Below are 20,457 nucleotides of genomic sequence, written 5' to 3'. Positions count from 1 at the left end.
CGGCCGGAAGACAGCACGCGGGTTCCACCTTTCGATGGAGGCCCCGAGCACCATGCTTTCGTAGCCTGGGAGGCACTGTGAACGCCGCTGCCCCCACCCTGACCCCGACCACCCGGGCCCTGGCCTGGTGTCTGCACCTGCTCGTCATCGGCCTGCTGGCCCTGGCCGCCGGGCGGGCCGTGGCCGACGGCGCGCCGCATGCCGGGTTGAACGTCGCCTCCGGGGTGGCGTGCGCCGCGGTGTACGCGGCCGGGCCGCTCCTGCCCAGCGTCCGCCGTTCCCGGCGGGCCGCCGCGCTGTGGCTGGCCGCTGTGGGAGTCGTGTGGCTGGTGCTGCTGACCCTGTCCCCCGACGCCGTATGGATGGCGTTCCCGCTGTACTTCCTCCAGCTCCACCTGCTGCCGCGCCGCGCCGGGCTTATCGCCGTGGTTGCCACCGCGGCGGCGGCCATCACCGGCTTCGCCGCCCACCAACGCACCTTCAGCGCGGCCATGGCGATCGGCCCCGCGCTCGGCGCCGCCGTCGCCGTCGCGGTGGTGTGGGGGTACCAGGCCCTGTACCGCGAGAGTGAACAGCGCAGGCGCCTGATCGAGGAGCTCACCGCCACCCGCGCCGATCTGGCCGAGGTCCAGCACACTGCCGGGGTGCTGGCCGAACGCGAACGCCTGGCCCGCGAGATCCACGACACCCTCGCCCAGGGCCTGTCCAGCATCCAGCTGCTGCTGCGCGCCGCCGAACGCGCCCTGCCCGACCGGCCCGATGCCACCGCCCGCCACGTGGAGGCGGCCCGGCAGGCCGCGGTGGACAACCTCGCTGAAGCCCGCCGCTTCGTCGCCGCGCTCACCCCGCCCGCCCTGGAAGGCACCACCCTGGCCGACGCCTTGGCACGCCTGTGCACCACGACCAGCACCCGCCACCGGATCACCGCACGCTTCCACCTCACAGGCGACCCTGTCCCGCTGGCCACCGCGCACGAAGTCGCCCTGCTGCGCATCGCTCAGTCCGCCCTCGCCAACACCATCCGCCACGCCCACGCCGCTACCGCCGAGATCACCCTCAGCTACCTCGGCGACCACATCGCTCTCGACGTCGTCGACGACGGCACCGGCTTCGATCCCGGCCGACTGCCCGCCCCCGACCCGGAAATCGGCGGTTTCGGCCTGGCGGCCATGCACGCCCGCATGCACGCCCTCGGCGGCACCCTGACCATCGAATCCACCCCCGGCCACGGCACCGCCCTGGCCGCCCAACTCCCCCTTACCCCGCCCGCCGACACCGCGCCCGAGGCCCGCCCGTGACCGAAGACACCTACATCCGCCTCCTCCTGGCCGACGACCACCCCGTGGTCCGGGCCGGACTGCGCGCCGTGCTGGAAACCGAGCCCGGCCTCGTCGTCGTGGCCGAGGCCGCCACCGCCGAGCACGCCGTCGCCCGCGCCACCGAGGGCGACATCGACGTCGTACTCATGGACCTACAGTTCGGCAAGGGCATGGGTGGCGCCGAGGCCACCGCCCAGATCACCGCCCGACCGGGCGCCCCCCGCGTTGTGGTCATCACCACCTACGACTCCGATGCCGACACCCTGACCGCCATCGAAGCCGGCGCCACCGGCTACCTCCTCAAGGACGCCCCGCCCGAAGACCTGGCCGCCGCCGTACGCACCGCCGCAGCAGGCCGCACCACCCTGGCCCCCACGGTCGCCGAGAGGCTCATGAACCGGCTGCGCACGCCCGGCACCGCCCTGACGCGACGCGAGACCGAAGTCCTCGCCCTGGTCGCCGACGGCCTGTCCAACCAGGCCATCGGCCACCGCCTCCACCTCACCGAGGGCACCGTCAAATCCCACCTCGCGCGCATCTACACCAAGCTCGGCGTCGGCTCACGTACCGCCGCCGTCGCCACCGCCACCGACCTCGGCCTCATCCGCCGCTGACCCGGTCTCGGGCGATCCGGTCAGTCCCAGAGGGAGATCGCCAGGACCAGGGCGGCGACCGGGATCAGCAGCCACGGCTCGGCCAGGACCATGAGCCCGGTGAAGATCAGGGCGAGGTACGCCAGTGCCTTGGCGGCGCGCCGCCGGGCCTTGTTCTTCTTCGTGCCCTTGTTCTTCTTCGAGCCGTTGTCATGAGGCGCCGCGGCGCCGGGGGCAGCCTCCTGGATGCCGGTTTCGGTGTCGATCGCGGTCGCGGCCGCGGTCTCGGTTGCAGTTGCAGTTGCAGTTGCAGTTGCGGGGTTCATGTCGGTGTTCGTCATGGCACTCAGCTTCGTCGTGAGAGCACCGCCCTCGCGTCGGCGAAGCCCGCCTATCTAGGTGATGACCACCGACGCGTACGTAGTGCCGACGCGGTGAACGTTGGTCCATGAACACCGTTATGGATCGCACGGAGATCGTTTTGTGGGTACGGCATGCGAACGGCCGGTGGTCGGCCAGGACGGTCTGGGTGGTGGTGCTCGACGGGGAGGCGTATGTCCGCTCGGCTTTCGGACGGCGCAGTGCCTGGTACCGCCGGGTCCTGCGGCACGCGGACACGGAGGTGGAGATGGCCGGGGTCCGGCTGTCCGTCACCCTCCAGCCGGTGGACGACCCCGAGTTCGTCCAGTGCGTCTCCGGTGCCTACCGGGCCAAGTACGGGCTGAGTTGGCCCGGCCCCGTGGAGTCGATGAACGGGCCCGAGGCCGCGGCCGCCACCATGCGGCTAACGGATGTCGGGCAGGTCGCGCAGTTGCCTGCGTGAGGTGAGGCCGAGCTTGCGGAAGATGTTGCGCAGGTGCGCGTCGACCGTCCGCGGGCTGAGGAACAGCTTCGCCGCCACCTCCTTGGAGGTGGCGCCGCCGGCGACCAGGCGTGCGATGTGCACCTCCTGCATCGTCAACTGGTCCGATGCCTTTGACGTGCGGCTGCGGGCCTGCTCGCCCGTGGCGCGCAACTCGCCGGCGGCACGCTCGGCGAACGCCTCCACACCGAGGTCGGACAGCGACTCGTGCGCCGGTCGCAGCACGGACCGGGCGTCCCGCCGCCGACCCTGGCGGCGCAGCCACTCCCCGTACAGCAGATGCGCCCGAGCGCGGTAGACGACCAGTGCGCTGTCGTCGAGCAGGCTGATCGCCTCCTGGTAGGCGGACTCGTCCTCGGTCACCAGGGCCCGCGCATAGGCCTCGACGCCAAGACCCCACGCCTGCCGTCCCGCCTGGGTGCGCTCTTGGAGGGACGCGAGGGCCGCGGCGGCGATCTCGGTCTCGCCGCACCGCATGGCCGCCTCGACCAGCTCGGGCAGGGCGAGGCTCGCCGTGCCGACGGCGCCGTACTCGACCGCCTGCTTCGCCGCCTTCAGCGCGGCCGGGTAGTCGGCCAGGCCGTTGCTGAGTACGGCCGTCGCCCACTGCACGCTGAGGCTCATCCGGTGATCCACTGACGCCAACAGTTCGACGGCGTCCTTGCGCCGCCCACGCAGCGCGGCCAGGTGGAGGCGCGGGTAGACCAGCGGTGCCGCGCCGGTGGCGTCGGCGATCGCCTCCTCCTCGGAGATCAGCTCCATCGCGGCACCGAAGTCGCCCGTGAACCCGGACACGGCGGCCCGCATGGCCAGTCCGATGGGCAGCGCGTGGAAGGAGCCCGACTCGCGGCCCGCCGCGACGGCACGCGTGGCGATGCCGTACATGGCGTCGAAGTTCCACAGCTCGGTGGCCACCATGAAGCCCAGTGACGGCCGCCTGGCCCACACCTCGTCGTCGGCGTCGCCGACGACCGGCCTGAGGATCTCCCCCGCCGCCGCATGCCCGTCGGCGACCAGGCTGATCAGGCCGGTGAGCACCGCCGCCGCCGAGGAATCCGGCTCGCCCGACGGCGGCGCCTTCCTGACGGCCTCCACCACGTGGTCGAGGCCGCCGAGCAGAAGGCCCATCTCGATGGCGTCCAGATAGCACTCCCGTGACCAGGCGGGGTCGGTGGCCGCCAGCCGGGCGGCGGCACGCAGGAGGTATTCCGTGGGGCCTTCGTCCCCCCGGCGGCGGACGAACGACAGCCTGCCGCGGAGCAGGTCGGCCCTGGCAGCCTGGCTCGGATCGTCGGTCCGGACGGTGGTGAGCAGTTCGGCCGCCGTGTCGAACTCGCCCACCGAGAGCTTGGCCTGGACCGCGGCGAGGACCCGATCGGCGCGTAGGGCCGGGCCGATCGTGAGCGCGGCCGAGCGTTCGAGGAAGGCCGCCGCCGCCGCGACACCGCCACGTTCCGCGGCGCGGATGGCGGAGGCTTCGAGTTCGGCGGCGACCTGCTCGTCCGGACCGGCACTGGCCTGGGCGCGATGCCAGGCCCGCCGATCGGGGTCGGCGACCGGATCGGTCACGGCGGCCAGCGCCTCGTGCGCCCTGCGCCGCTCCTCCGGCGCCGCGGCGCGATAGGCGGCCGAGCGGGCGAGAGGGTGGCTGAACCGGATCCGGGTGCCGAAGTCGACCAGCGGGACGGACTCCGCGGCGGCGCTCGCGTCGATGCCCAGGAGTTCGGCCGCACGCCACAGCAGGCCGGGGTCGCCGATCGGATCGGCGGCGGCGACGGTCACCAACAGCCGGGCCGCCGACGGCAGAAGCTCCAGCCGGTACCGGAAGCTCTGCTCGATCACGCCGGGTACCGAGTCGGGCTGGGCGAATCCGCCCGCCATCCCGGCGAGTCCGGCAGTCCTGGGAAGCTCCACCAGCGCGAGAGGGTTGCCGCGCGCCTCGGCCAGGATGCGGTCGCGCACCCGCTCGTCCAACGGGGCGCGGATCACCGCGGCCAGCAACGCGCGGGCCTCCGATTCACCAAGGCCCTGAAGCGAATGGCCGGGCAGCTCGTCCAACTCGGGCAGGCGGCTCGGCTCGCGCACCGCGAACACGAGGGCGATCGACTCGGCCGAGATCCTGCGGGCCAGGAAGGCCAGCGCCTTGGCCGACGCCCGGTCCAGCCACTGTGCGTCGTCGACGACGCACAGGAGCGGGCGTTCCCGTACGGTCTCCACCAGCAGGCCCAGCGACGCGACGCCGACCAGGAACGGATCGGGTGTGCCGGTGTCGAGGCCGAAGGCGATCTCCAGCGCCTTGCGGTGCGGCGCGGCCAACGCCATCAGCCGGTCGGTGACGGGCGCGAGCAACTGGTGCAGCGCGGCGAACGGCAGCTCCGTCTCGAACTCCGCACCGGACGCCCGCATGACGAGGAATCCGGTCGCGGCCTGGTCCAGGTGACGCAGCAGCGCACTCTTGCCCATGCCCGCCTCACCGCGCAGGACCAGGGCGCCGCCCTGGCTCTCCCGTGCCGCTTGGAGCAGCGCGTCGAGCCGCCGTATCTCGTCCTGACGGCCGACCAGCACATCCGTGTATGTCTCGGGCATGTCCGAAAACCTATGCGTTCGTGCTCCGCAAGGGAATCCGGGAAAGACTTACCTAGGGGCCGTCCCGCAGGGAGTCGTATAGGTGATGACTACCGACGCGAGCGGCGGACCCCCGCTGCGAAGGTCGAGTCATGACCCGCACCGCACCGCAACAGTCCACCACCGGCTGGATATCGCTGGCAGTTCTGGCCACGGCCCAGTTCCTGGTCGTGCTGAGCACGTCGATCGTGAATGTCGCGCTGCCCCAGATCCGGGCCGGGCTCGATCTGTCGGACACGAGCCAGGCGTGGACGGTCAACGCCTACGTACTGGTCTTCGGCGCGCTGCTGCTGCCCGGCGGGCGGGCGGGCGACGTATACGGGCTCCGCCGCGTGTTCCTGCTCGGCATCGGACTGTTCGCCCTCTCCTCCCTGGGCGCGGCACTCGCGCCCACGGCGACTGTGCTGATCGTCTTCAGGGCGGTGCAGGGAATCGGCGCCGCGCTGCTGGCGCCCACGGCGCTGGCCCTCGTGCTGACGCTCTATCCCGACGGGAAGCGGCGTGGCACCGCGCTCGGCGTGTGGGGCGCGGTCTCCGGTGCCGGCGGCGCGGCGGGCGTGCTGCTGAGCGGGCTGCTCACCAGCCTGTACGGCTGGCGTGCGGTGTTCATCGTGATGGTGCCCCTCGCCCTGGCCGTCCTGGTGACCACCTGGCGGCTGATCGCGGCCGACCGGCCACGCGGCGGAAGCCTTGACGCGCCGGGCACGGTGACGGTGACGGCGGGGCTGGTCGCGCTCACCTACGGCCTGTCGGGCCCCTGGCCCCTCGCCGTGATCGGTCTGGCGCTGATCGGCCTGTTCGTGGTGCTCCAGCGCCGCGCCGCCGACCCGCTGCTGCCGGTGCGCATGAGCGTGGTGGCGGTGCCCAATGTGCTGATGGCTCTTCTGGGCGCGGTCTGGCTCGGCCTGTTCTACTTCCTGCCCCTCTACCAGCAGCGCACCCTCGGCTATTCGCCCTTGGAGGCCGGGCTGACCCAGCTTCCCCTCGCGCTCATGATCACCCTCTCGTCGTGGGGCACCGGCAAGGTCACCGGCCGCCATGTGCTCCCTGTGGGCCTGCTGGTCCTCGCGGCCGGACTGGCCTGGCTGTCGCGGACTCCGGCCGACGGCACCTTCCTTGTGGACCTGCTCGGTCCGACGCTCCTCATCGGCGCCGGGCTGGGGGTGGCCTTCGTCCGGCTCACCGCGATGTCCTCCACGGGCGTCCCCGCCTCCGACAACGGCCTGGCCGGCGGGCTGGTGAACGCCACCCGGCAGATCGGCGGAGCCATCGGCCTGTCCTTCCTGACCCTCCTCCCCTCCTTCGGCGCGGCCTTCCTTGCCTGCGCCGCCCTGACCCTGCTCATCTCCGCTCTCGCAACGCGAAAGGCATGACCATGTCCCTCGACAAGCCGTACATCAGCGGCCACTTCACCCCCGTCGCCGACGAAATCACCGGCCACGAGCTGAAGGTGCGCGGCACCCTCCCGCCCGACCTGAACGGCCGCTACTTCCGCAACGGTCACAACCCGAAGCCGGGCATCACCCCCACCCACTGGTTCCGCGGCGAGGGCATGATCCATGGCGTCCGCCTCTCAGGCGGCCGGGCCGAGTGGTACCGCAACCGCTGGGTGCGCACCCCCTTCCTGGACGGCGTGCCGTTCACCGGAACCGAGCTCGAGGTCAGCGCCGCCGCCACCAACATCATCTTCCACGGGGGCCGTTACCTCGCCCTACAGGAAGCAAACCTGCCCTGGGAGGTCAGCGCCGACCTCGACACGATCGGCGTCCACGACTTCGGCGGCAAACTCACCAGCGCGATGACCGCCCACCCCAAAGAGGACCCGGAGACCAACGAGCTGCACTTCTTCAGCTACAGCCCCTTCCCGCCGCACCTGACCTACTACGTGGCCGACGCCTCCGGCGACATCGTCACGTCGCAGGTCGTCGACGGCGCCGGCCCATCGCTCATGCACGACTTCGCCATCACCCGCGAGTATGTCGTCTTCATCGACTCGCCGGTGGTCTTCGACCACGCCGAGCAGTCCGGTATCCCCTACCGCTGGCACGACGACGTCCCGTTGCGTATCGGTGTGATGCCGCGCGCCGGGGGCAAGACCACTTGGTTCGAGGTGCCCGACCAGGCCGCGCTGCTGCACGTCGCCAACGCCTACACCGACGCGCAGGGCCGGATCGTCCTCGAAGCGCCCCGCTTCGACCGTTCCGCCTGGGAGAGCTCCTGGAAGTGGTGGGTCGGCGCTCCCGGCTACGGCACCAGCCCCGCCACCGGCTCGACCTTCTACCGGTGGATCATCGACCCGGCCACCGGCAAGGTCACCGCCGAATCCCTCAACGACCTGGTCACCGAGTTCCCGTCGATCAACGACGCGGTCACCGGTTCGGACTACCGCTACAGCTACGCCATCGCCTTCCCCGGCGCGGGCCTGTCGGGCTACCACACCGTCAAGTTGGACACACGTACCGGCCAGGAGAAGCTGCACGCGCACGGCGAGGGCCGGATGCCCGGTGAGGCTGTCTTCGCGCCCGCCGAGGGCGGGAGTGCCGAGGACGACGGCTACCTGCTCACCATCGTCAGCGACCTCAAGGCCGACGCCTCGGAGCTGCTCGTCCTGGACGCGAGCGACCTGAGCACCGTGGCCGCCGTCGAACTCCCCCGCAGGGTGCCCGCCGGCATCCACGGCCACTGGATCCCCGACTCCGAACTGCCCGCCTGACCCGCCAAAGCCGCCCGGTCCGCCGTCTCCCCCCACGGCGGCCCGGGCTTCCCCATCGCCCCCGGCACCACCTTCCACTGGGCGACCGCGGGCCTGTCCATCGACACCACCATCTACGCCGCCGCGCTGGACGACTCGCTCAGCATGACCACCCGACGGTCGACCAGAGCAACAGACGCGCCGATCCCAGCCACGCCGCACGTCTCAGTACCGTCGGCGGAATTCCCGCGGCGTCAATCCGTACGTTCTGCGGAAGAGCCGGCTGAAGTCGCCGCCGCAAGGGAAGCCGCAGCGCGCCGCGAGGGCGTAGATCGGGGTGTCGTTCAAGGCCGGGTCAGCGAGGTATCGGCGCACGCGTTCCAGGCGTCGACGGCGGATCCAGGCGGTGAGTGTCTCCTCCTCCTGCTGGAAGACGCGGTGCACATAGCTGAGGGAGATGTGGTGCGCTTCGGCGATGGATCGCGGTGTGAGCTCGGGATCATCCAGGTTTTCCTCGACGAAGGCCCGGATCCGCAAGCTCAGAGTCCGGTGGCGAGTCTCCGGCGGCAGGGAGGTTTCCCGGTCCAGGACATGGGCCAACAGAGATGACAGCAGGTCAACGATGATCGAACCCAGCCGGGGGCCGTCCGCGGGGCCGTATGGTCCCGCGTCCTTCGCCAACTGGCCCAGCAGCTGCGCCAGTAGGCTTCCGTAGCCTTCGTCTCCCGGCAATCGCCGGGTGAGCAGCAGGTCGGCCTTCTCCTTGCGCAAGGGCACCAGTTTCCTCGGCACCTCCAGGCCCACCCCGTGCATGCGGCTTGTGACGCAGTGGAACGGCTGCGAGGTATCCACCACATACATCTCACCGGGCCCGTGGACGGCCTCCCGGCCCGCCTGGGTGATGCCGACCGAACCGGTGATCGGGAAGGTGAGGTGGTAGTACTCCGGGTCGGAGTGCCGGATAAGGCGGGGCGTTCTCCGCCAGCTCATGGGCTCCACGATCGTCGGCCACACGCTGACGGGATCGAGTTCCAACACCCGTGTCTCCGCCTGGAATTGCTCCGCGCGTTCGCTGTCAAGGTCCATGGGGCACAGGGTTTTCGACATCAGATCCCGCCAGCAGTCCAACCTGTCAGCCGGGTCCACCTCGCCGGTCCGGAACACCGTCGCTCCCTGCACCAGCCCCTCCTCGCCATGCCCCGTTCCGGCTATTGTCGCCCAGAAGGCTGACACGGCCGCCTCTACGGTTCACAGCGGTTCGCCTCCCCGCCCGCCGGATGACCGGAACTCACCCCCAGCCATGGCGAATGGGTCGGCGCCGTACAGAGCCTAGGACGAGACGGCCGCGCAGACCGGCCCGTCGGCCGCGCGCGGCACCGGCACGGTCGGCTCGTCCGACGGCAGGAGTGTGGTGAACGGCGGCATCTCCTCGGCGGGGATGCGGAGTTCGAGGACGCCGGGAAGGTCCGGGTGCCGCTCGTGGTAGTCGGCGAGGTGGGCGCGCAGCTCCGCGGCCGTGCCCGCGCTGCCGACCCACAGCCGGTGGGACGGGCCCAGACCGCGGGCCACCTGGGCGATGTCCACCGGTGCGTACTGGACGCACTCGATCCGCGCCTCGAAGAACGTCTGCTGGCGGGTGGCGCACATGCCGTGCATGTTGTTGTTGAAGATGACGAAGAGCACCGGGAGCCGCAGATCGACGGCCGTGTGCAGTTCGAGCCCGTTCATCAGGAAGGCACCGTCACCGCACAGCACAGTGGTGCGGGTGCCGGACGGCGAGCCCAGCTGGGCGCCGACCGCGGCGGCCAGGCTGTAACCCATCCCGCCCATGCCGAGCGCGATCGTCGAGGTACTGCCGACCGGCACATGGGAGAAGTGGATCGCCGCCGACGCGCAGTTGCCGGCGTCGAGCACCACATGGCCGTCACGGGGGAGGTACGCCGTCAGCAGCGAGATCGCCTCGCTCTGCCGCAGATCGTCGCCGTCGGCGCCGTGCCCACTCGGCCGGGACGGGACCGGGGGCGCGAGCCGGGGCAGGAACCGGCGCAGCTCGTACGCGCCCGGCTCCGGCACCTCGAAGGGCTCGGCGTCCCACAGCCGCAGCAGATGCTCGAAGGTGACGCCGGCCTCACCCCGTACGACGATCCGCGGGGCAACGGCCCGGATGGCCTCCCCGGGGTCGGGGTTGACCACCGCCACCGCCGCGCCGTTCAACTCCGGCACCGGGCCGCGGGTCATCATGTTCAGCCCGGTGCCTACGGCGACCACCAGGTCCGCGTCGAGCACGGCGTCGACCACGGAGCTGTGGCCGGCCACACCGAGCACACCGAGGTAGCGCGGATCGTCATTGGGGAACTCGGCCCGCGCGGACATCGTGGTCGCCACGCGAAGCCCGGTGCGCCGGGCGAACCGCACCACGGCCGACGGGTTGTCGCTCCTGCGCACACCGTGCCCCAGCACGAGGACCGGCCGCTTCGCCTGGCGTATCTCGTCGAAGAGCGTGCGCGCCGCCTCGTGGTCGAACGTCGGGCGCTCCGCCACCGCCGCGAGCGTCGTGGGGAAGCCGTCGGGACGGTCCCCGACCTCCGCCTCGAACACGTCACGCGGTACCAGGACCGCCACCGGCCCGGCCCGCCCGCTGAGCGCGGTCCGTACGGCATCGAGCACATCGCGCCAGAAGGTCTCCGGTGGGCCCAGCTTGACGACCTTCTTGGTGATCGCGCCCAGCATCGCCTCCGCATCGACCGTCCGGCCGACGCCCGACGAGTCCTGGAAGGCGCCCCGGCCCTCCAGGGCGGTGGGCGGCTGGCCGATCAGGGCCAGCACAGGAACGGACTCGGCATACGACTCGGCGAGCCCGACGGCGAGGTTCATCATCGCCCCGCCCGACGTCGCACAGCAGACCCCGAGGGTGCGGTGCACCCTCGCCCGGGCATCGGCCATGAACGCCGCACCGTCTTCCCGGCGGGCCATCACCGACCGGAGACTCCCGTTTCCGAGCCGGTGGATCGCATCATGAAGATGTTCAATGTTCGCTCCGCTGACTCCGAACACATACTTCGTGTCCCAGTCGCGCAAGAGCATGACGAGCGCATCGGAAACGCGCATTGCTCTGATCCCCCGTATGTGCTTGCTGCGCCCGCTCAGTCCGCGGGCGTGATCTGGGTCCCGGCGCCGAAGCGGGTCTCAAGAATGGTCTTGAGATTCCGGGTCTCGATCTTGTGGATCGCATCGAATTGCGGCCAGATGTCGCCGACCCAGTAGCGGTCGGTCCTGGCCCGGCCCGCGCGGATGTACTCGGGGACATCCGTGACGGCGCGGTCGTAGTACGGGTGCTTGCAGTTGGTCCACAGGACCACCGTCCCGGGCCGGTTGAGCGTACGCGTGGCGTCGATGACGGTGAAGTAGTAGCGCATCCACAGTTCGTGGCCCTGGTCCCAGGCGCACGGGTAGTTGATGACACCATGCTCGGGGCCCTTGAGCGGGTCCGCGCGGACGAAGATCTCGGTGTTCGGCTGGATCGCCTCCCGACCGCGGTACAAACCGCCGCCGACATACGACAGATCACGGATGCTGAATGTCCACTCCTCAAGGGAGTGCACATTCGCGCAATACTCGAAGACCACGTCGTACGGCACCTCGATGTACTCGGCGAGCGAGCAGTACTGGCCGAATATCTCGTCGTGCGAGTAGCTCTCCTTCGTCATGTCGCGCATCAGCTTTTCGATGTCGCCGCTGCTGGTGTTCTCACAGCGCACCAGATCCAGAGCGGGCAGGTCCGCGCCGTCCAGTCGACGGTTGTGGGACGGTGCTGTCACGAGGTCGCTCTCCCGTTATTCGTCATTCGCCATTCATCATTCGCTATTCATTATTCGAGTCCGCGGATTACCGTTCCATCGCACGGTCATCGCACTCACCATGTCGCCCCCGTTGGAGAACGTGCCGAATGCGAGCAGATCGCCCTGCCGGACAAGGCCCTGGTCCAAGGCGTCCGCGAGGGTCACCGGAAGCGACCCGTGAAAGAGGTTGCCGTACTTGGCGAGAGTGTCGTGAGCACGCGGCCTGTCGATACCGCACCGTCGGCGCCACTCCGCGATGTACTCGTCATTGGGCTGGTGGGTGATGAGCAGCGATACGTCCTCGGCCGTCACCCCGGCCTGCTTCAGGGCATGTGCCACGGCCTCCGGCACCAGCGTCAGTGCGTTCTCCCGCAGCGACTCCAGCCGCTCACGGGTGAAATTGACCGTGATGGGACCGCAGCCTCGCTCCCAGTAGTTCCGGAACACGCCATCCACGAAATCGGGTTCAAAGCGGAGCAGCCCGTAGTGCGCGCCGTGCGAGCGCTCGTAGCCGGAGAGAATGGACGGGTCCCCGGGCGTCAGCAGGGTCGCCGTGGCTCCGTCGCCGAGCACCCGCGAGCGCGTGGAGCGCTGGAACTCGGGAAGCCGCGAGACGAAGTTGGTCACCGTCAGCACCACGATGTTCCGGTGCTGCCCGGACTCGATGAACGCCTGCGCCGTACGCAGTCCGGAAAGCCACGAACAGCAGCTCGTGTCGACCTGAAGAATCGTCGCCCCGTCCGCACCGACCCTGCCCTGGACGTCCGACCCGATACCTGGCCAGAACGTGTCATTGAACTGGCAGCTGTAGATGATGAGATCCAGCTCGCCCGCAGCCATTCCGGTCCGGTCGAGCAATTTCTGTACGGCGCGCACCCCGAGATCCGCCGAGGAGTACTCCGGCGAGGCGAAGCGACGCTCCGCAACCCCCCGGAAAAAGGCGTGCTCCGCCAATTCGTCGTCGTCGTGCGAGTGCTCGCCATTCGAGACCACTCGATCCGGCATAAAGCTGACGACATCGACTATCCGTGCGGACAGCGACATCTCACCCCCAGGTCAAGAAAGTGTGCTTTTGCTGATGGCTCCCCCGGCAGCCCGGCACCAGGGCCACCTGCCGGCTCGGCAGCGCCGGCGGCACCAGACAGACGGCGTCCGCGCCGGTCAGGGCGGACTGCCAGGTGAATCGTCCAGCCAGTCGAAAGAGGTCTCGGTCGAACGCCAAACGGGCCGGACGGTGTGCCCTCCGGCGCGGAGCTTGCTGACCACGCGGCGCCCGGTTTCGCCAGTCCCCCCGAGGACGGTCACGGTGTGGGTCATGGCTGGAATCCAACCGGACGCCGGGCCCGCGATGGCATGGCTGAGCGTCCACCGCGCATGTCCGTTCGTCCACGATGCGCACGTCAGTTCGTCTACGGTGAACCTGTGGATCTGCTCGCGGACTTACTCCGGCATTCCAGGGCGCGTGGTGCCGCCGTCGCACGGTCGATCGTTCACCCACCGTGGTCTGTCCGCTACGTGGACGCGGCGCCGGTGTCGATACAGGCCGTCGTACGCGGTAGCGCCTGGCTGCTCATGGACGGCGAGCAGCCGAGGCGACTGCACGCCGGCGATATCGCCATCGTCCGGGGTCCGCGGCCGCACACCCTCGCCGACGACCCCGCCACCCCGGCGCGCGTCGTCGTCCACGGTCCGAACCGGTACGCGCTGGTCGGCGAAGCCCCCGACAGGGCGGGCGACCGCCGGCGGATCTCGGCGGGCTACACCTACGGCGAGCGGCGCCACGGGGACAGCGAGGGGGACCACCGGGGGGATCGCGACGGGGATACGGCCCTCATCCGGGGCGCCTACCAATTCGCCGACGATGTCTCACCGTGGCTGCTGGAGTCGCTGCCTCCGGTCCTGGTGCTGTCCGGCGCGACCGGTGCCGAAGGGATCCTCGAACTCGTCGGCACCGAGGTCGACCGCCCCGAACCCGCCCAGTCCGTGGTCCTGGACCGGCTGCTCGACCTCCTGTTCATGGTCTCGCTGCGCACGTGGTCGGAGCGGCAGGACGACGACCCGCCGCGTTGGCGCCGGGCCATGGCCGACCCCGCCATCGGTCACGCGCTGCAACTGCTGCACCAGCACCCGGCCCGCCCCTGGACCGTCGGCAAACTGGCCGACACCGTCGGACTCTCCCGCTCCGGATTCGCCCGCCGCTTCCACGCCCTGGTCGGCCGGCCCCCGATCAGCTACCTGTCCCAGTTGCGCATCACCCTCGCCGCCGGCCTGCTGGCCGAGCCGGGCCAGACCCTGGACAGCATCGCCCGCACCGTCGGCTACGCGGACGCGTTCTCGCTCAGCAGCACCTTCAAGCGGGTGCGGGGGGTCAGCCCCAACGAGTACCGGGACGAGTTGGGCGGTATTCGGCGGGCTGTCGTGAAGGAGCCGCCCGCATGCGACCACACCCCCGAGAATATGGACGCATGGGAAGCGGGGCGATGAGTTCCTCGGCGTTGCGATGACGTTGGTCAGGCGGTACGCCGCAGGTTGCGCGTCTCGACCTCCCGGATCTTGTCGACCTTGCGGGTGGAGCCGCCGCCGGCGAAGTCGGAGACGAGCCAGTGGTCGAGGCAGACGAGGGCCGCCTCGATGCCCATGGTGCGGGCCCCGAAGCAGGCGATCTGGGCGTCGTTGGACTTGCGGGCCCGCTCGGCGCTGTAGCTGTCCGGGATCTGCGCGGCCCGGATGCCGGGCACCTTGTTCGCGGCGATGGCCATACCAATGCCGGTGCCGCAGATGAGGACGCCGCGGACGTGATCGCCGCGCGCGACGCTGTGCGCGACGCGCTCGGCGACGTCCGGGTAGTCCTCCTCGGCGGCGGCGCTCAGATCGGTGACGCGAAGGCCGCGCTCGGTGAGGTGGTGGATCATCGCGTCCTTCATGGCGAGGCCGGCATCGTCGCATCCGATGGCGATGCTGAGAGGCTGCCGCATGGTCGTCTCCTCGGATTCTGTGGGGTACTTCTCGGGGCGCTTCGGTGGTGCTGAGGTCGCGTCAGGAGGCGATCGTCGCCTTGGGCCGGCATCCTGCGACTTCGTCCAGGATCTTGCGCAGGTTGGCAGGGTCGTGCGCGAGCCGGCCGAGGAACAGGCCGTCGAGGCCGGTCCAGCCGCCGCCGTCGGTCAACTCGGTGAAGGTTCCGGGACCGGCCGTGCCGCCGTAGATGATCCGGCCCTGGACGTCGTATGCGCGCAAGGTCTCGCCCATGGCCTCGACGACGGCGCGGACATGCGGGGCGGGCGCCGGGGTGTCGGCGCCGATCGCCCAGACCGGTTCGTAGGCGATCACCACGTCGCTGCCCGGCTCTGCCCCGCGCAGCGCACTGTCCACCTGCACGAGGGTCTCCTCGACCGCACGGCCGAGGTCTTCGCCGTGCTGCTCGCCTACGCAGATGACGGGGGTGAGGCCGGCGCGGGTGGCAGCGCGGGCCTTGGCGGCGACCGTGGCGTTGTCCTCGCCGAAATGGAGGCGGCGTTCAGCGTGGCCGATCTCCGCGTAGTGGGCTCCGACCTCGACGAGCATCGATGCCGAGACCTCGCCGGTCCACGCGCCCTTTCCGGCCCAGTGCACGTCCTGGGCACCGAAGGTGATGCCGCTCCCGGCGAGCAGGGAGCGGGCTTCGGTCAGCGCGAGGAAGGACGGGAGGACGGCCACGTCGACCGGGCGGGGCAGGTCGGTCAGGTGGTCGGCCAGCGCGGCAACGTCGGCGAGCCAGCGCCGGGTCTCCGCCAGACCGAAGTAGAGCTTCAGGGAGACTCCGACGAAGGGCGTCCGGAGGGCCGGAGCAGGCCGCGGCTCCTCGTGCATCACATGCGCCATGACATTCTTCCAACAGGGTTTCTGTGAATTCCCCGGTGCAAGCCGTGAATCCTGGTGGATCGGGAACGTGTCCAGCGGTCGCCGCAGCCCGGGGGCGGTCGGGGTGTGGCCCCCGGGGCTGCGGGACCCCGTGACGGCTCGTGGGATTCCGCCGCACGGAGACAGGGCGGAGGCAGGGCCGGGGACGGTCAGATGCGAGCGCTGTCGGCGGGCCCGGGGACCTCGGCCTCCTCCGGGGGCGCCGGCACAGCCGGGGAGGACTCCTCCGGAAGCTTGAGGAAGAGGGTCAACAGGGCGGCGACCACGTACAGCCCGGCGAAAATGACGACCACGCCGCCCGGGCCGAGCGGGCCGAGGAAGACGCTGACGATGGCGGGGCCGATGAACGCGGCGCCGCCCGCACCCAGGTTGAGCAAGGCCATCGCGCCGCCCTTGTTCTCCGGGGCGAGCGAGGGTATGAGTGCGGAGATGGGGACGAACCCGGCCAGGGTGATGCCGTAGAGCATGCCGACGACGACCGCGACCCAGTAGTGGTCGCCGACGGCCACCGGCACGAAGTACAGCAGCAGGGTGGTCACGGCGCAGCCGAGGCCGCCGAAGACCGCGATCGTCTTCCGCCAGCCGATGGAGTCGCCGAGGGCGCCGAAGACGACGTTGAACATCACGTTGGTGCCGTAAATGATCGCAACCAGCGTCAGCCAGCCGCCCTCGCCGAAGCCGATCCGGTCGGCGAAGACCGTGGGCAGGAAGACCAGGAAGCCGAACTCCGGCGCGGTGTTGATGATCCTCACCACGCATCCCACGCCGACTTTGGGGTTCCGCCAGGCGATCGACAGGCTGGACAGCAGGCTCTGCACCGGCTTGACCTCCGGCGACGCCAGGCGTGCGTATCCGGTGCGCTCACTCACCCCGAGCAGGCAGAACGCGCCGCCGAGCAGGATGACAGCGAGGGCGATCCACAGGGTCCCGAAGTGGCCGAAGAACGGGTTGGTCCAACTGGCCAGGAGCGAGCCGAGGGTGGGCAGGCCGCCGGTGAAGGCCACGTAGAACCAGCCCACGGCGGTGCCGAGCCGGGCGAACGGGGCGGTCGCGGTGATCCAGACCAGGAAGCCGAAGGCGAACAGGGGGTACCCGAAGCCACGGAGCCCGTAGAAGACGAGCATGAGCCAATAGTTGCCCGGGGCCAGAGCCAGGGTCAGGAAGAGCACGTCGAAGACGGCCCAGATGGCCAGCCCGAGCTGCATCACGCGACGCGGGCTCCACAGCTGGGACAGCGCGCCGGACAGCCAGGAGGCGAGCATCACCGTCACGCCGTACGCGGTGATGACGTACGAGGCGCGGATCTCGGTGCCGGCGCCGTGATGCGCCATGTACGGCGCGATGAACCCCGACTCGACGCCGTCGCCGACCATGAACAGCAACAGTCCGATGTAGCCGAACACGAGGGGTCTGGGGATTCCCATGCGGTCGAGGAGTGACCGACGGGTGCCTTCAGGTGCCTGGATACGGGCCATGGCGGCCTCCAGTGGTGCGGTGAGCGGAGGGAACGTCAGCATCATGTTGGATGTGAAATCCACACGCAAGATGTGATTCACAGATTCCTCAGCCGGACCCATCCGTCGCCCGTGAATCGACCGACCCACACCCTTGCACGTACAAATACGCAGTTCAGGTGCGCCATGTGTCACTTTTCCGAGCCCGCGGAAGCCGACCCCGGCGTCGTCAAATTCGCAACAGGGGAGTGACAGGTTCCACATCCAGATGTTAAATCAAACAGGGACGACGCCTAGGAGTGAGACCCGATGATCAATTTGTCCACCGGCCCCACCCACTGCGCCTCCACCTTCCGTGAGGACTGGATCGAAGGCTTGGCCACCGCGTATGCGCGCACGGTGCGCAGGGTCCCCGGGGCCTTCGGGGTCGTCCGCCGGCACACTCCCCGCCCCGGCAAGGTGGCCGTGGTCATCGGCGGCGGCTCCGGGCACTACCCCGCCTTCGCCGGCCTGGTAGGACCAGGTCTGGCCGACGCGGCCGCGATCGGTGACGTGTTCGCCAGCCCGAGCGCCGAGCAGGTCTACCGCACCGCCCGAGCCGCCGACAGCGGCGCCGGGGTGCTGTTCAGCTACGGCAACTACGCAGGCGACGTCATGCACTTCGGCCTCGCCGCCCGCCGCCTGGCCGCCGAGGGCGTCGAGACGCGCACCGTCATCGTCACCGACGACGTGGCCAGCGGGCCCGCCCCGGTGGAGGGTGCGCGCGTCGACCCCTCCCGCGACCGCCGGGGGGTGGCCGGTGACTTCTTCGTGTTCAAGGTCGCGGGCGCGGCCGCCGAGCGGGGCGACGACCTCGAAGGCGTCACTCGCGCCGCGCGGCACGCCAACGCCATGACTCGCACCTTCGGCGCGGCCTTCGCCGGCTGCACCCTCCCCGGCGCGAGCGAGCCGCTGTTCACGGTCGACGAGGGCACGATGGAGCTCGGCATGGGCATCCACGGCGAGCCCGGCCTGCGGACGACGAAGCGTCTGAACGCCGTGGAGCTGGCCGACGAGCTGGTGGACAACCTGCTACCGGAACTCCCACAGACAGCGGACGGTCGTGTTGCCGTCCTGCTCAACGGCCTCGGCCGGACCAAGTACGAGGAGCTGTTCGCCTGTTACCGGCATGTGCACCGGCGGCTGCTGGACGCGGGGCTCCGGCCGCACCTACCGGAGGTCGGCGAGTTCGTCACCTCCTTCGACATGGCCGGCCTGTCCCTGTCCGTGATGGTCCTCGACGACGAACTGGCCGAGCTGTACGACGCCCCCTGTGACACCCCGGCCTTCCGCAGCCTGCCCGCCCCGAGCACCGATGCCGTCGCCCACGACGTCCGGCCGGCAATCGACGAGCACGCCGCTGAACAGCCTGACAGCGCCCGGCCCTCGGACGAGGACCTCCCGGTCACCGCCGCCCTCCAGGTCGCCTTGGAGCTGGTCACCGCCAACGAGGAAGAGCTCGGCAGGCTCGACGCCGTCGCCGGTGACGGCGACCACGGCATCGGCATCGTCCGCGGCCTGCGCGCTGCCGTCGCCACTGCCCGCTCCACCGAGCCCGGTCATGCGAAGCCGGGCAGTCCGTCCGCCGTGGGCAGCACCCTGCTGTCAGCCGGTCTGGCCCTCGCCGACTCCTCCGGCGGCGCCTCCGGAGCGCTCTACGGCGCCCTGTTGACGGAAAGCGGCGCCGGACTCATCAGGGCCGCCCGCACCGGACAGCAGCAGGTGACCCCGCTCCTGCTCGCCGACGCCGTCGACGGCGCCTTCGACGCGATCGTCGAGCTTGGCGGCGCCCGCGTCGGGGAGAAGACCCTGCTCGACGCCCTCGACCCGTTCCGCAAGGAGCTCCACCACCAGGCCGACACCGGCACCGACCTCGTCACCGCCTGGTCGGCCGCCGCCAGTGTCGCCACCCGGGCAGCCTCGGACACCGCCGGGCTCACCCCCGCCCGCGGCCGCGCCGCCCGGATGGGAGACCTCGGCTACGGCCACCCCGACGCCGGCGCCACTTCCCTCGCCCTCATCCTCACGGCGGTCGGCGAGTCGCTGACCGCCTGCCGATGACCACATTCCCCCGGCCCTCCCCCTTCCGAAAGGCAGGCACACGCCATGCGAGCCGTCGTCATCGAAGCCCCCGGCAAGCTGAACGTGACCACCCTTCCCTACCCGAACCCCGGCCCCGACGAGGTCGTCGTGCGCGTCGCCGCCGTGGGCCTGTGCGGCACGGATGTGCACATGCTGGCCGGTGAGTTCGGCCCGACCCGCTATCCGGTCGTACCCGGCCACGAGTTCTCCGGCGAGATCGTCGAGCTCGGCTCCAACGTCACCGGCCTGGCCACCGGCGAACTCGTCGGTGCCGACCCGGCCATCTACTGCGAGTCCTGCCACTACTGCGCCATGGGCCGCGGCAACCTCTGCGAGAACTGGCGCACCATCGGCATCACCGAGAACGGCGCCTGCGCCGAGTACGTCAAGGTCCCCGCCAAGAACCTCTACCGGCTGCCGGCCGGCCTGGAACCCCGGCACGGCACTCTGATCGAGCCGCTGTCGACCATCGTCCACGGCCTCGACATCGTCCGTCCCCGCCTCGGCGACAACTTCCTCATCTACGGAGCCGGCACCATGGGTCTGCTCTACCTGCAAACCGCCAAGCGGGCGGGCGCCGCGTCCGTGGAGGTCGTCGACCTCAACGAGGGCCGGCTCGCGGTCGCCGGCAAGCTTGGCGCGGACAACGTCGCCACCAGCGCCGACGACCTGCATCGGGCCCGGCGCGGCGGCTGGGAAGTGGTCGTGGACTGCACGGGTGCGGTCCACGCGATCGAGGACGGTCTGGGGCGTGTACGCCGCGGCGGCACCTTCCAGCAGTTCGGCTGCGCCCCCGATCAGGACAAGGCTTCCTTCTCCCCGTTCCGGATCTACAACGACGAGATCACCATCGTCGGCAGCATGGCCATCCTCCAGAGCTACGGGCGGGCCGTGGAACTACTGGGCCACGGCGTCATCGACTGCGACACCATGATCACGCACGGTTTCTCCCTGGACGAGTACGAGCAGGCCCTGGAGACCTTCCGCAAGGGCACAGGACGCAAGATCCAGATCCTGCCCGGCGGCGCCGGCTGAACCACCGTCCCGCCCGC

Annotated in this window: 17 protein-coding genes; 8 read left to right on the top strand and 9 right to left on the bottom strand. The window is 70.3% G+C overall.

The genetic code is table 11. The features are described 5' to 3' along the window. Positions 1 to 77 precede the first annotated feature (77 nt). Positions 78 to 1,298, top strand: coding sequence for a sensor histidine kinase (locus AC4BEG_RS31270; RefSeq protein WP_490703016.1), 1,221 nt, complete (start codon positions 78 to 80; stop codon positions 1,296 to 1,298). After that, positions 1,295 to 1,933 carry a response regulator gene (locus tag AC4BEG_RS31265; protein WP_490703015.1) on the top strand — a complete coding sequence of 213 codons (639 nt, stop codon included), beginning with the start codon at positions 1,295 to 1,297 and terminating at the stop codon, positions 1,931 to 1,933. The genes AC4BEG_RS31270 and AC4BEG_RS31265 overlap by 4 nt, the downstream gene beginning before the upstream one ends. 20 nt (positions 1,934 to 1,953) lie before the next feature. Here AC4BEG_RS31265 and AC4BEG_RS31260 read toward each other — a convergent pair whose 3' ends face one another. Continuing rightward, complete coding sequence (locus AC4BEG_RS31260; protein ID WP_490703014.1) at positions 1,954 to 2,253, bottom strand: hypothetical protein; 300 nt, start codon at positions 2,251 to 2,253, stop codon at positions 1,954 to 1,956. Between the two features lie 119 nt (positions 2,254 to 2,372). Here AC4BEG_RS31260 and AC4BEG_RS31255 point away from each other — a divergent pair, with 119 nt between their 5' ends. Beyond that, positions 2,373 to 2,735 (top strand): DUF2255 family protein, encoded by a 363-nt coding sequence (locus AC4BEG_RS31255; protein WP_490703013.1) that lies wholly within the window; start codon positions 2,373 to 2,375, stop codon positions 2,733 to 2,735. Here the strand turns inward: AC4BEG_RS31255 and AC4BEG_RS31250 are convergent. Next, complete coding sequence (locus tag AC4BEG_RS31250; RefSeq protein ID WP_490703012.1) at positions 2,697 to 5,360, bottom strand: helix-turn-helix transcriptional regulator; 2,664 nt, start codon at positions 5,358 to 5,360, stop codon at positions 2,697 to 2,699. The genes AC4BEG_RS31255 and AC4BEG_RS31250 overlap by 39 nt on opposite strands. 131 nt (positions 5,361 to 5,491) lie before the next feature. On the opposite strand from AC4BEG_RS31250, the gene AC4BEG_RS31245 reads away from it, so the two are divergent. Both AC4BEG_RS31245 and AC4BEG_RS31240 read left to right on the top strand, forming a co-directional pair. Beyond that, positions 5,492 to 6,772, top strand: a complete 1,281-nt coding sequence (locus AC4BEG_RS31245; RefSeq protein WP_490703011.1) for an MFS transporter — start codon at positions 5,492 to 5,494, stop codon at positions 6,770 to 6,772. Next, positions 6,769 to 8,112, top strand: a complete 1,344-nt coding sequence (locus AC4BEG_RS31240; protein ID WP_490703010.1) for a carotenoid oxygenase family protein — start codon at positions 6,769 to 6,771, stop codon at positions 8,110 to 8,112. The genes AC4BEG_RS31245 and AC4BEG_RS31240 overlap by 4 nt, the downstream gene beginning before the upstream one ends. Before the next feature lie 204 nt (positions 8,113 to 8,316). Here AC4BEG_RS31240 and AC4BEG_RS31235 read toward each other — a convergent pair whose 3' ends face one another. From AC4BEG_RS31235 to AC4BEG_RS31220, 4 genes are all read right to left on the bottom strand, one after another. Then, on the bottom strand, positions 8,317 to 9,270 hold the full coding sequence (locus tag AC4BEG_RS31235; protein WP_490707266.1) for an AraC-like ligand-binding domain-containing protein: 954 nt from the start codon (positions 9,268 to 9,270) through the stop codon (positions 8,317 to 8,319). 150 nt (positions 9,271 to 9,420) lie between these two features. Further along, a complete protein-coding gene (locus AC4BEG_RS31230; RefSeq protein ID WP_490703009.1) occupies positions 9,421 to 11,199 on the bottom strand; it encodes a thiamine pyrophosphate-binding protein in 1,779 nt (592 codons plus the stop codon). A 35-nt stretch (positions 11,200 to 11,234) separates the two neighbouring features. Then, the gene (locus tag AC4BEG_RS31225; protein ID WP_490703008.1) at positions 11,235 to 11,909 is read right to left on the bottom strand and encodes a hypothetical protein; all 675 of its coding nucleotides are present in this window, start codon (positions 11,907 to 11,909) and stop codon (positions 11,235 to 11,237) included. Between the two features lie 36 nt (positions 11,910 to 11,945). Then, entirely contained in the window at positions 11,946 to 12,974 is a 1,029-nt protein-coding gene (locus AC4BEG_RS31220) for a 3-oxoacyl-ACP synthase III family protein (RefSeq protein ID WP_490703007.1), read from the bottom strand. A 309-nt stretch (positions 12,975 to 13,283) separates the two neighbouring features. On the opposite strand from AC4BEG_RS31220, the gene AC4BEG_RS31215 reads away from it, so the two are divergent. Next, positions 13,284 to 14,414, top strand: a complete 1,131-nt coding sequence (locus AC4BEG_RS31215; protein WP_490703006.1) for a cupin domain-containing protein — start codon at positions 13,284 to 13,286, stop codon at positions 14,412 to 14,414. A 26-nt stretch (positions 14,415 to 14,440) separates the two neighbouring features. Here the strand turns inward: AC4BEG_RS31215 and AC4BEG_RS31210 are convergent, their stop codons facing one another. From AC4BEG_RS31210 to AC4BEG_RS31200, 3 genes are all read right to left on the bottom strand, one after another. Further along, positions 14,441 to 14,905 carry an RpiB/LacA/LacB family sugar-phosphate isomerase gene (locus tag AC4BEG_RS31210; RefSeq protein ID WP_490703005.1) on the bottom strand — a complete coding sequence of 155 codons (465 nt, stop codon included), beginning with the start codon at positions 14,903 to 14,905 and terminating at the stop codon, positions 14,441 to 14,443. Positions 14,906 to 14,966: 61 nt separating this feature from the next. Further along, positions 14,967 to 15,791, bottom strand: a complete 825-nt coding sequence (locus AC4BEG_RS31205; protein WP_490703004.1) for a triose-phosphate isomerase family protein — start codon at positions 15,789 to 15,791, stop codon at positions 14,967 to 14,969. Positions 15,792 to 15,979: 188 nt separating this feature from the next. Further along, positions 15,980 to 17,305 carry an MFS transporter gene (locus tag AC4BEG_RS31200; RefSeq protein ID WP_490707265.1) on the bottom strand — a complete coding sequence of 442 codons (1,326 nt, stop codon included), beginning with the start codon at positions 17,303 to 17,305 and terminating at the stop codon, positions 15,980 to 15,982. A 288-nt stretch (positions 17,306 to 17,593) separates the two neighbouring features. Between AC4BEG_RS31200 and AC4BEG_RS31195 the strand changes: the two genes are divergently transcribed. Both AC4BEG_RS31195 and AC4BEG_RS31190 read left to right on the top strand, forming a co-directional pair. Next, positions 17,594 to 19,384 (top strand): dihydroxyacetone kinase family protein, encoded by a 1,791-nt coding sequence (locus AC4BEG_RS31195; RefSeq protein WP_490703003.1) that lies wholly within the window; start codon positions 17,594 to 17,596, stop codon positions 19,382 to 19,384. Between the two features lie 45 nt (positions 19,385 to 19,429). Beyond that, on the top strand, positions 19,430 to 20,440 hold the full coding sequence (locus tag AC4BEG_RS31190) for a zinc-dependent alcohol dehydrogenase family protein (RefSeq protein ID WP_490703002.1): 1,011 nt from the start codon (positions 19,430 to 19,432) through the stop codon (positions 20,438 to 20,440). The last annotated feature ends 17 nt before the right edge of the window (positions 20,441 to 20,457 follow it).

The organism is Streptomyces sp. JLBJ103, assembly GCF_058215575.1.
This window is presented reverse-complemented; position numbering and strand designations above follow the sequence as displayed.